At 51.3% G+C, this 11,918-nt stretch carries 9 protein-coding genes; 1 reads left to right on the forward strand and 8 read right to left on the reverse strand.

Annotated features, from left to right (window positions below):
* Window positions 1-25: 25 nt before the first annotated feature.
* From ACP5H1_RS04455 to ACP5H1_RS04485, 7 genes are all read right to left on the reverse strand, one after another.
* The gene (locus ACP5H1_RS04455) at window positions 26-1,096 is read right to left on the reverse strand and encodes a VWA domain-containing protein (RefSeq protein ID WP_427972200.1); all 1,071 of its coding nucleotides are present in this window, start codon (window positions 1,094-1,096) and stop codon (window positions 26-28) included.
* 484 nt (window positions 1,097-1,580) lie between these two features.
* A complete protein-coding gene (locus ACP5H1_RS04460; RefSeq protein ID WP_427972202.1) occupies window positions 1,581-2,543 on the reverse strand; it encodes an AAA family ATPase in 963 nt (320 codons plus the stop codon).
* A gap of 49 nt (window positions 2,544-2,592) precedes the next feature.
* Window positions 2,593-3,222 (reverse strand): CRISPR-associated protein Cas4, encoded by a 630-nt coding sequence (gene cas4, locus ACP5H1_RS04465; RefSeq protein WP_427972255.1) that lies wholly within the window; start codon window positions 3,220-3,222, stop codon window positions 2,593-2,595.
* Window positions 3,219-6,404, reverse strand: a complete 3,186-nt coding sequence (ileS, locus tag ACP5H1_RS04470) for an isoleucine--tRNA ligase (RefSeq protein WP_427972205.1) — start codon at window positions 6,402-6,404, stop codon at window positions 3,219-3,221. The genes cas4 and ileS overlap by 4 nt, the downstream gene beginning before the upstream one ends.
* A gap of 3 nt (window positions 6,405-6,407) precedes the next feature.
* Window positions 6,408-6,680, reverse strand: coding sequence for a hypothetical protein (locus tag ACP5H1_RS04475; protein ID WP_427972208.1), 273 nt, complete (start codon window positions 6,678-6,680; stop codon window positions 6,408-6,410).
* Window positions 6,681-6,758: 78 nt separating this feature from the next.
* Entirely contained in the window at window positions 6,759-7,817 is a 1,059-nt protein-coding gene (locus ACP5H1_RS04480) for a radical SAM protein (protein WP_427972211.1), read from the reverse strand.
* A 9-nt stretch (window positions 7,818-7,826) separates the two neighbouring features.
* Complete coding sequence (locus ACP5H1_RS04485) at window positions 7,827-8,816, reverse strand: TIGR00269 family protein (protein ID WP_427972213.1); 990 nt, start codon at window positions 8,814-8,816, stop codon at window positions 7,827-7,829.
* 79 nt (window positions 8,817-8,895) lie between these two features.
* Between ACP5H1_RS04485 and ACP5H1_RS04490 the strand changes: the two genes are divergently transcribed.
* Window positions 8,896-9,411: an NUDIX hydrolase gene (locus tag ACP5H1_RS04490; protein WP_427972216.1), complete on the forward strand. Its 516-nt coding sequence runs from the start codon at window positions 8,896-8,898 to the stop codon at window positions 9,409-9,411.
* Between the two features lie 11 nt (window positions 9,412-9,422).
* Here ACP5H1_RS04490 and ACP5H1_RS04495 read toward each other — a convergent pair whose 3' ends face one another.
* Window positions 9,423-11,843: a DUF3536 domain-containing protein gene (locus ACP5H1_RS04495; protein WP_427972218.1), complete on the reverse strand. Its 2,421-nt coding sequence runs from the start codon at window positions 11,841-11,843 to the stop codon at window positions 9,423-9,425.
* Window positions 11,844-11,918: the final 75 nt, after the last annotated feature.

The raw sequence follows: 11,918 nt of genomic DNA on the forward strand, positions 1-11,918 counted from the left end.
TAGCGACAAGCAGTGAGACGTCGACTTAAACTTTCCTGAGAATCTTAGAAAAGGCCCTTATGACGTCGCTCTGTCCGCTTACCGTTACTACACTCGCGCCGCAGCCCTGTATCTTTGAGATCTCAGCTAAAGTGGCCGATGGAGGCGCAAGAAGGGCTAACCTGCGGCCCTTGCTGATGAAGCTGCAGATAGCTTCAGAGGGCTCCAAGTCCCTGACTGTTTGCCTTAGGTCAGATATTATGACAGCCCTCTTAGCGGTTTCAGAGGCCCTTAAGGCCTGGGAAATGTTAGTATACCCGTCGAACCTAAGCGACGCCAACAGCCTTATCATGGTCTGCCTCTTCAGAGGTCCCTTCACAAGCTTTACTGTATCGTTAAAGAGCACCAGTAAATCTATGCTGTCTGTAGCCAGAGCGGCGGCTGCTAGCGCCATAGAAGAGTATGGCCTCATGGAGCCGCTTATGTCCAGTAAGAGCGAGAAGTTCTTTGCTTTCTCACGTCTTCTATAGGTCATAAAGTTATTGACCATTCTTATGTACTTTAGCTCGGACCTTCTCAGGTCAAGCCGCCCACCAACGGCGTTATAAGTTGTTCTCTTGCCCTGGTATAGACCTGCTATTCCGGTGAGCGAAAGTTCTAAAAGGCGTTCAAGAGCCCTTCTTTCCTTCACGTCTTCAGTATTAATATAGAGATCCTGAACTACTGGGATTAAGACCTCCAGCGGCAAGTCTGCTAAGGAACTTGTGTCTCCCTGAGCCACCCCTATTATAGCCTTAGCTTCGTTTAGGAGCCTTCTGGCGGTTTCGCCTAGTTCCTCCTCATTAACTTTGCTAAGAGCCGTCTCTGCGTATTTGCTCTCCTCTACTGCAAGCTGAAGGTAGTGCAGCTCCCGATTACTTAAGGAAGCTGCGGCGTGCCTTAATGAGAGGGAAGCCTTAACTAAAGCTTCAAGCGAAGACCCCTTTATGAAGCCTTTAATTTCAACCCTCCAGAGGAGCCTGGGATCTACGGCCCTAGCTACGCTTAGTGCTTCTTCGTAGCTGTCAGCATTTGCAACGAGCTTTCTTACAACCTCTGCCGCCTTCTCCGCACTCATATACCTGACGGCCGCCAGGCTTCTTTCTTTGCCAACGCTTAACGCTATGGAGGGCCTCTGCTCCAGAATTTTAGCAACAACGCGAGGATCTCGCAGTTCGCCCAACTTGGCTAGCAGGTTTGCAACATACTTTAACTTGCGTGGGTTCTTAGGAATTCTATGCACGTATTGCACTTCATTGATAACATCATAATGCGGTTTCTGCCTCTGGTCATGGTCTTTACATCTCCTCGTAAGGTCGTTGTTGGCGTTGTCGCGCCACGCTGACAGCCTAGACAGGTATTCCTTTATCAGGGCCTCTGACTCATCATCTTTGGCGAGCGCTGCCAGAATTATCGTCGTTATGTCATCATAATTCGCGTGGTCGCTAAGGTTAAAGTAAGCCTCTGCCAGGTATATGGCGGTAAGCTCCTCACTTATACTGACACCTTTGCCTTGGGATTTGAGGAACGTCGCCAACCTACGCACGAGGTTTATTAAATCCTCAGTCCTCATAGGTGACTCCTTCATCGATGTATTCCTTGACGGTTGCATACACTACGTCTTCGTCGGCTGGGTCCTTTATAAGTGCAGCCGCGGCGGTCTCAATCAGGTGCCTCGGAAGCACGCTTGCGCTTCCTTCGGTCTTTGCAACCGCCTGCGCTAGGCGAACCCAGGAAATGGACGCGTCAATTCCCGGCTTATGTGACATGTTTTTGGAGCTCCTGAGGGCGTTAACCGCGCTGACCACCCTCCTCAGCATAGAGTCCTTTACGAGGGGCCTATCGTTTATGTGCAGCATTATTATTTTAAGCTCATCCTCAGGGTCAGGGTATGTGAACTTAATCCTGATAACCCTCCTCAGGAAGGCATCGCTTAACTCTCTCTGCGCTACGTCGGTTGGATTGCTGGTAAAGATGAACTGAAATCCTAGACCTTTGGCCTTAAAGGCCTTTTTCAGCTCAGGCACAACTATTCTTCTCTTATCTATTATGTCCAACAACATGTTCTGGAAATCTTCGTTGCTTCTCCTGATCTCATCTATTAGCACACCAGCATCTAGTATCATAGCCGCGAGCAGAGGCCTTGGAATGAACGAGTTCTCATTGAAGCCATACCTCATAGCCATGAGAGGATGGAAGTCGCCAATGGTCTTATACTCATCGTAATCTGGGGACGCGGGCAAAACGAAAGGGTCCCTGCCAGACCACAGCCTTAGGAGGGCCTCTCCAATCTCCGTCTTGCCAGTGCCTGGGGGTCCCTCAAAGAGCACGGGCCTGCCTATCATGAACGCTGCGAAGGTAACTTTAACTATCCTGAGGTCTACCAATAGTTTAAACCTCTCCTCGAGCACTTTGACTGCCTCCGCGGGGCTTCTCACAGGTCTCGCGGCTTCCGAGATCTGCGAGTAGATTTCCCTCGCCTTAGCCTCTATGGGGTCCTCCTTATCGCTGCCATAGCTCTCCATTTTCGGTTACTCCTGCCTCTCTGGTTATGCTAGCTAAAGGGTTTTTGTCTTACTGCTCCTCTATGGTATCGATGTTAATAAGCCAAGAGCCCGGCTCCTCCAGGTTCTTAGCCTCCTCGCCCTCTAGGTCAAGAAGGAAGCAGGCCTCCCTGTATGGACAGCTGTTGCAGCGGCGGCCTCTCTTGGCCGCTGGAAGTATGCCGTTCCTCTTAACTAACAGGTAGTCATCTATGGCTCTAAGTACTAGGGCTGAAAGCCTGCTGTCAAACTTAAACACCCTCGACGCCGTTGGATACCTGACCTCAACAGTAACTTCTTGAGGCCTGTAGTTTCTGGCAACTATAAGTCCATAAGCGCCTGCCTGAATAACGTCGCTGACCCACGCTCCTTTCCTTGGCGCTTTTGAACTTTTCCTTTCAATGATGTGCGCTTTCCCCTCAGCTACTCTGATGGAATCTGCCCGTCCAACTATCATGACATTCTCATTTAGACTTAGGGCAAGGTCATGTTCACTCATGTAACCCTTAACTTTATCCCTAAGGATAAACATGGCATGGAAGACCCTCCCCATGAATAGCCTCAGGACCTCGAGAGGGCCCCTCCTCCTAGGCATGTAAAGCTCAAAGAATGCAAGCCTTGGACAATAGCCAAATGTATGAAGGTCGCTGGGCCTTATTATTGTTGGTTTCTTTTGACCTCCCTTATTGCCAGGCTCAGACGTTTCTCATCAACCTCCCACTCGCTGGACTTCACGCCCTCAGGAGGCAAGTCATAATGTATTATGACAGCTCTCGTCTCGGACTTCACGTAATCCTCAAGGGCCTTAGCTGCGGCCAGAAGCTCCTCATCGCCGTTAATCCAGAGTTCTATGTATGCATCCACTGAGAGGCCCGCCTGCTTTCTCATGTACTGAACTCTCCTTATTATTTCCCTTGCAGTGCCTTCGAGTGCCTCTTGCTCAGAGATGCGCTTGTCAAGGGCTATAGTGCCGTAAGGCGTCTCCTCTGCGAGGAGCCAGTCCGGGTACTTCGCAGTTATCCTTACGTGCCTCCTCTCCACCCTCACGGTCTGCCCGTTAACGGTAATATCATAGAAACCTTTCTGCAGTATCTCGCGCGCCGCCATGGCGTCGCTCTGCAAGGCCTTTATGACAGCGGGAGTTAGCTTCTTGAAGTCAGGCCCCATGGTGCTGAACTCGGGCTCAAGGCTGTACTCTCTCAGCTCGTTAAGGATCTCCGAGGATACTACTTTAACTTCCTTGACATTGACGGCCTGAGTTAGTAAGCCTTGAAGTTCTTTAACAGCGTCCTGCACGTCCTGTGACGAAGGTGAGATATATAGCGTCTTAAGCGGCCTTCTTAGCTTAATGCCTCCCTTCATTCTGGCCGACAGTGCGTACTCAGTTATCTTCCTCACTATCTCCATTTTGCCCTCAAGGTCCTTGTTTATAAGCGAGGTGTCAGGCTCAGGTAACCGGTTCATGTGGACGCTCTCTGGCATATCAGGCTCGGCCGGCCTAATGAAGTTCTGGTAGAGGTACTCGCTCAGGAAGGGCATTATTGGGGCCGCCATGAGGACCCACGTCTTGAGCGCTGTGTAAAGCGTTGCATATGCGGCCCTCTTTGAGGGCGTGTCGCTCTCCTCCCACACCCTCCTCCTTATGAGTCTTAGGTACCACCTGCTGACGTCCTCAACTATGAAGTCCCTCACTATGCGGGCTGCCTCGTGAACCTCAAGTTTATCAAAGTGCTTCCTGTACTCGTCGAGGTAGCTGTTAAGCCTTGACAGCAGCCAGCGATCCTCGACTTCAAGGTGATCCCTTACGGAGTCCAAGGTAACAGCCTTTGGGTCAAAGCCGTCTAAACTCATGTACATGGAGGCGAACGCGTACACGTTCCTCATTATGGTGAAGTCCCTGGCAGCTATGTCTATGTTATGCCATGAGAACCTGAGGTCCTCCCATGTAGTGTTACGCAGTAAGTAGAGCCTGAGAACGTCGCGTGGGTACTCCTTAAGGATGTCCTCAACAGCGACGTAGTTACCGAGGGACTTGTGCATCTCTCTGCCCTGCTCATCCAGGACGAACCCATGAACTAGCACCCTCCTGTAAGGTGCGCTGCCAAACCCTATCACCCCCGAGCGGAGGAGGCTGAAGAACCAGCCCCTCAGCTGGTCATGGCCTTCAAGCACGAGGTCAACAGGCATAAGGCGGTTGAAAGCCTCCTTGTTCCTGGGGAAGCCTAGGCTGGCGTAGAATGCTATGCCGCTGTCAAACCAGACGTCAGCGACGTCAGGCACCCTGGTCATAACGCCGCCGCACTTGGGGCACCTTAGGGTGACCTCGTCAATCCACGGCCTGTGCAAGTGCTCAGGGCGACGGCCGCCAAGCCTAACTATGTCGTCAACGCTCCCTATGACCTCCACGTGACCGCAGTTGTTGCAAACCCATATGGGTAGAGGTATGCCCCAGTACCTCTGCCTGCTAACCACCCAGTCCTCTATATTGGCGACCAGCGAGGCTATCCTGCTCTTGGCCCACGAAGGTACCCACTCAACGTTATCGAGCTGCCTAAGCAGCTCCTGCCTTAGCTTACTGACGCCTATGAACCACTGCTCTGTGGTCTTGAGTACTAGGGGAGTCTTGCACCTCCAGCATATTGGGTACCTGTGCCTTACCTTACCTACGTGGAACAACGCCCCTCTGCCTCTCAGGTCATTAATTATAGCTTCGTTGGCCTCTGTTCTGAAGTAAAGGCCTTTGTACTTCCCGGCGTCCTCGGTCAACCTGCCCTGGTTGTCAACTACACTTATGGGCGGCACCCCAAGCTTGGAGCCGACGTCAAAGTCTATGTCACCGTGACCTGGAGCCGAGTGCACCAGGCCGGTTCCCTCGGTGGCAACCACGGCCTCTGGCGCCATTACGACCCTGTGATACTTTTTTAGAACGGACTGAGCTGGAACGATGTCCTCAAGCGGGTGTATGTATTCAAGGCCTTCAAGCTCAGACCCCTTGAATGTCCTGAGGACCCTGTAGTTAGTTACGCCGGCCTCCCCCATTACTGCTTCTACCCTACTGCTAAGCATGACGTACCTCTCCCCGTTGACTTCAACCTCCGCGTACTCCATGTCAGGGTGAGCCATAACAAAGGCGTTAGCTGGCAACGTCCAGGGCGTTGTGGTCCAGATGAGGAGGTAAAGATTGTCGCTTCCCTTTACCCTGAGCTTCACGTAGATGGAGGGGTCATCTAGCTCAGTGTATTCCGAGACCTCATAATCTGCTAAAGTGGTCTCACACCTAGGGCACCAGTGCAGCACTCTCTGGCTTCTATAGAGCAGGCCCTTGTCATGTGCTACCTTGAACAGGTACCAGCCGGACTCTATATAATCATCAGAGTAAGTGACATAGGGGTTCTCCCAGTCCATGAAGACTCCAAGTTGCTTAAAGCTCTCAGTCATGCCCTTTATGTTGTTCTTCACTACGTCAAGGCATGTGTTTACAAACCTCTCTATGCCAACAGAAGTCTCTATCTCTTTCTTGTTCCTTATATTGTACCTCTTCTCGACTAAGATCTCTATAGGCAGGCCGTGAGTGTCATAGCCTGGCTTATCCCACACGTCATAACCTAACATCCTGTAATATCTAAGCAACGCATCCTTAAGCACCTTATTCCATGCAGTGCCAAGGTGTATTGAGGAGGCGCTGGCGTAAGGAGGGCCGTCCAGGAAGTAAAGCTTTCCTTTGTCACCTCTAGACGACTTCATCTTATGGTATATGTCGTTCTTGTCCCAGAAACTGAAAACCCAGCTCTCTATCTCGTGCTGGGGCCTATTGTCAGACGCCAGGAGGCCCGGGACCTTCAAGCCTCACACCCCAGTATCTATCCAGTCCACCTTAACGTACTTCGAGCCTATGATTGAGGAGACCAGCTCGCTCATCTCTTTTTCAAGGCCACCTTTAGCTACCGGCAGCTCCAGGAACCTGAATTCTGGCAGCACCGAGGACTTTATATCTGCGGGTTCCACCCCATACTTCTCCTTAAGCTTTCTCTTAACCTCTTCGTGTTCAGAGTCATAATAGGTCGTGTAATAGATCCTGTAGAGCTTCTTGTGCACTGCTGAGCCTTCTCTATCAGGCATTAGTTGCACCTATACCGCTGGTGCCTTGAAGGCTATTTAGGCTTTTTAAGAGATCAAATAGTTTTAAAGGGCTTTGCCCTACTCAGGCCTAGCTATGTAAATGTTGTTCTCATCTTCAATAACTTTTGCCCTTACCTTTGAGCCAACGGGAGCCCTGACGCCAACTATTGAAAAGACCCTGGAACACTCAGGGTCGACCCCGAGCATTTCGTTCTTAAGCCATCCCTCAGAAGCTACCATCAGCGTGACTTTGTCACCCTTCCTATAGGGCTTATCTATCCTAGGGGTCTGTCTAAAGCCAAGCTCCACAGGTGAAGGTATTAGCTTATAGCCAGTCTTAGCTTCAAGGTCTTTAAGATAGGCATAGAACTTGCCCCAGCCCCACGGCTTAACTCCTGGAGGCTTTCTGCCGTACTTATGTTCCTCGTACTTTTGAGCCAAGACGCCAGTCGGCCAGCCGCTCCTGACGCCAAGCTTAAGCTCTCTGGCTAGGTTAATTATGCGCGGCAGCTCATTGTCATTAAGTCCGGGTACAATCACGGGCGTGAGCACTATATCAAGTTTTGTCTCCTCGACAAGCTTTCTCACTGTCTGAATCACGCTCTCAACATTATACCACGAGGCCCCAGCCATTCTTCTGGCAAGCTCGGAGTCGACCGCGTCAATGCTTAAGTTGATTCTATCGAGGCCCGCCTCGTAGAGCCTCTTACCCAGCTCCACTGAGAGGGAGCCGCCGTGAGTCTCAATGGCGACCCTCTTTATGCCTTTCTCCTGTTTCAGAAGTTTTATAAGCTCTATTATCCGTGGGTTAGTAAGCGGCTCACCGACGCCATCTATGAGCGCCTCTACGTCACCGCCCTTGGCCCTGGCCACCTCGCCAGCCCACTTGGCTAGCCACTCAGCATCGTAAATCATGTATTCGGTCCTTCTGTGCTTTGAGCTGGGGCCAGCGTCGACGCTGCAGAATATGCAATTATGAAAGCAGAGGGTGGAAGGCCTTACCTGTATAACGTTAGATCCCCTCTCAATTACGCCGAAGGCTATGTGCCCCATCAGGGGGAAGTTCCTGTAGATCTTGTAGAGCGCCCTATTGTAAACCTTGGGCCCCTCTTTTATGTCATATACGCAGTCGTACAAGGGGCTCACCTAAACGCGGGCTCTTAGCTTCCTGACGGAGTAAAGTGGGCTGGAAACCCCTATGCCTTCAAGTAGCTCGCACAGCTTGCAGAGAGCCTTTCCGCTTGGCGTGGGCTCGCCGCACCTGACGCACCTACCCAGGTCGCTTCTTGGCTTAATGCCAGCAGCTATGGGCTCGAGCATTCTATCAAGGCTTTCAATAAAGCGTAGAAGTGCTCCTGGGTGCTCGCTCTCGTACTTATAGAGCTCCCTTCTGACCTTGGCTCTAAGGGTTGGGAGCTGGTATATGTAAGGGCACTCCGTCTCCTGTATGTGGTATCCTTTGAGGAAGGTGAAGGTGGCGGTCTCCCATTCATAAATTTTACGGAGGGGCTTTATCCTTCTGACCAGCATGGGATCTCTGACCAGCTCTGCCAGGGGGTGCTGCCTCAGCAGGCTCTCAAAGTCCCCTCTAAGTATGTTTATCACGGCGGTTTGGCTCTCATCATCGAGATTATGTGCGGTGGCAAGCTTGTTGGCGCCAAGCTCCCTCGCGTAGTAGTTCATAATCCTCCTCCTGGCTATGCCGCAGTAAGTGCAGGCGCTGATGCGGGTCGAGCGCTCCTTAGCCTTATGCATGATTTCGTCTACACTAAGGCCTATGTACTCCTTTATTGAAGTCACTACTACGTCAACGCCGAGCTCCTTGGCGGTCATCACTAGATACCGGGCGTCATCCTCCTTGTTGTAACCATGGATGCCCTCAATGATGTTAAGGCCTATGAGTTTATCGCTCTTGTAGATCCTGCTCATTACGTCAAGCAATGTGTAGCCGTCCTTGCCGCCGCTGAGGGCTAGAAGAATGACGTCTCCAGGCTCTATCATGTTCCATCTTTCTACCTCCTGCTTGACCCTGGCTGTGATGTCCTCAAAGAAGCACTCGCGGCAAAGGGACTCGCCGCTCTGGGGTTGATAAACCTCAGCCTGCCTTAGGCCGCACCTGCTGCAGAGGGGTGGCAAGCCTCTTCCTGAGGCTCAGCTATTACTTTGGACCTATTATACGTGTTTTTCAATAAAGTGGATAAGCGGTGGTTGAACTTTGTTCCAGAGAACAATGTCTAGCCAGAGACCTTCTGCCGCGGTACTAGTCCTACTCTGGGGCTCGCCTCGGCATGTCCTGCTTGAAAGGAAGAACTGCTCGTTAAAGTCAAGGTTTGCATGTGACGTAGCCCTCCCAGGCGGGCTCATAAGGAAAGGGGAGACCCCCGAGCAGGCGGCCTTGAGGGAGGCCTGGGAGGAGGCCTGGGTTCATCCACGCTTAGTAAGGGTTCACGGCAGGCTGGGAACTTTCAGCACCCTTTCCGAGCCTAAGATCTATACAGAGGCTATAGTGGCTGAGCTTAATGGCCCCGTGGATCCAATGCCAAGGGACCCGGAGGTGGATGCCGTCTTCTGGGTCAACATAAATAACCTAAAGGAGCCCAGCCTGGTTGAGCACAGAAGGAGAGGGGCCGTGCGTGGGGTACTCCTTGGTAATGACCTGGTTCTTTGGGGCCTAACGCTTAGGATACTCGAGAAGCTTAAGGAGACGTCGTGGATAAATGAAAGATATTAAAGTATATGGGGCTACGGATACTTTACCTTAAGACTTAAAGCTATGACTTTATACAAGTCATTAACTTGTTGGGGCAGCTTAACTGAGCGGAGCACCTTATTTCTGAGCTTGACGAACTCCGCCTGCACTGGGTGCAGGTAGTCCTCACTAAGGCCTAGTGTTTTGTATGAGGAGAGCAGCAGGCTAAGGTCGTTCATGGCCTGCTCGTTTAAGGGGTCCTCTTGAAGGACCTTTAATAAATTCAGCATTCTAAAGGCATATGCTCTAGGCACTTCATGATTAACTTTCAGGCTGCTGTTGGCCGCCCACCTGCTGAGCTCCATTATTATTGATGCGTTGAGGGGGCTTTCTGTTAAGAGCTGTAATATGGACTTCTCGACAAAATACTCAACCAGGTGTTCAAAGACCCTTGGATAATCCATGCCAAGCATCCTCACATACTGCATGAGCGGCATGTAATTATCGTAAAGGACGTCGAACTGATGTGAAAGGTCGACGGTAGCGCTCTCCATTACATGGTTGAGCAGTACTCTCTGCTCATCCTTAAGGGATCTCTGAAGGTCTATGAAGCCATCGCTGAACACGGAGCTAAGATAACTCACGAGGTCGGGCATCATGCCCTTAGAGAACATGTTTGAAATGTCCTTCTCCACTTTCTCGTACTCCTGCATGGACGATATGATCTTAGCGCCACCAAAGACGTCGTACCACCCATAGTATATGGCAGCAAACATTACATGATGGTATGTCCAGGTTACTTTGGATATGAGGGTCGCCACGCCACTTAGAGCCCTAAACCTTCCTAGCTTGAGCGGCGAGAGCCTCTCTATTATGACCCTGTATGAGTAGAAGTCCGTCTCCTGGGGCATCGACTCGAAGAGAAGCCTCATGGCAAGCATTGCGGCCATCTTCTCTGGCGTCGTTGTGGCGCCTACGGCAAACTTCATGTAGATATCCTTCCCAGTCCCGGCAGAGGGATCGTTGGATTTGGCGGCATCTAATATTTCAAGTACTTTAGGCTCTATGTCATTACCAGAAGTCTCCCTGAGCAGCTCCAGCGCTCTCCTCATGTGAAGCATTGCTTGTATGGGCTCAGGCCTATATATATCTTCGAAGAACCAGGCATCACTTGACTGCATCAAGAGCGACTGTCTCACCATCTCCAGAAGCCTTAGGGCTAAGCTCTTGGACTTCTCGTCGCTGACCCTGAGGTGCTCTTTAAGGAACTCCGCTGCGGCCTCTGAGGAGGAATCCTCCGTTAGCACAGAGCCGTACTCCAACAACGCCTTCTTAGGATCTATGAACACTTCACCGCCGATCTTAAGGTAGGAGTTCATAATTTCCGAGGCAGCCAAGTCCACGGCGGTCCTGAGCGGGGTTCTCCAAGCCTGGGTCCACCCAGGCCTTATATCAGAGCCACAGCCGCAGTTGCTTCTCCAGCGCTCAACGCCATGTGGGCAGCTCCATGAACTGTTCTCCGCTATCTCAATCTCGTATGCTGGTGGGGATATCTTGGAGTAAAACTCTGATATGTTGGTGAGCGATATCCTGTAGCTGGGAGCCAGGGAAAAGGCTCTAGCTAGCTCCACCTCGCCCCCTCTCTTATGATGGCCAAAAGTCTCTCCATCAACTGCTATTGTAACCAGCTGAGGCGATGGACTGTTAGGGTCGAACGCCTCAAGGGTTTTTCTGAGTATGAGCTCGCCGCTCTTAAGCGCATCGCCAAAGGCCACGAGGCCTGAGAGCCATTTATTGTAGAGCACTACCCCTATCTCCTTCCCGGAGGGAAGCACCGCCTTGTAGGTCACCTTAGTATTAACGCTTTGCTCGTCAACGGGCTTCTTAGGGCCTCCAGGCATGCCAACTGCCTTAGCTTGGTTTGGACCCAGGAGGACGAACTTTATGCCATAATCACTTAGGATTTCCAGCGTTAGGTTGTCAACCGCAGCCTCAGGAAGCCAAAATCCTTCAGGCTCACGCTCAAAGTACTTCTCAAAGTACTTTATGCCCCACGCTATGGCAGTCTCCCTGTACTCCCTGCTGGCCAAGGGCATTATGATGTGGGCGTAGGGCTGGGCCAACGCATTGCCATGGCCTGACCTGCGAACTACGCTCTCCTTGTCAGCCTCCACTATACTGCTAAGCACATTAGGGTATCTCTTGGCCAAGTAGTCAAGAAGCAGGGGGCCAAAGCTGAAGGTGAGGTAGAGGTAATTGTTGAAAAAATCTTCAACAAGTCCGTGCTCGTCCTCTAGCTTAGCCATAGCGTTACTCTCATAGCACTCTCTGGTTATGCGGTCATTCCAGTCATGATAAGGCTTGACCGAGGGGTCATAGTCTATCTCCCCGGTCCACGGGTTAAACCTGGGCGGCTGGTAGAAGTGCCCAAAGACGGCCAGGTATCTATTAGTGTCTATAGTGCTTGCGTCCATTTGCGCTCAGGGCGCTTTAATGCAAAGATACTTAAAAACATATTACTATACTCCTTTGCCCAATACTTTACTTCT

It is taken from the genome of Acidilobus sp. (genome assembly GCF_049973875.1).
In the GTDB taxonomy this organism is placed as follows: domain Archaea; phylum Thermoproteota; class Thermoprotei_A; order Sulfolobales; family Acidilobaceae; genus Acidilobus.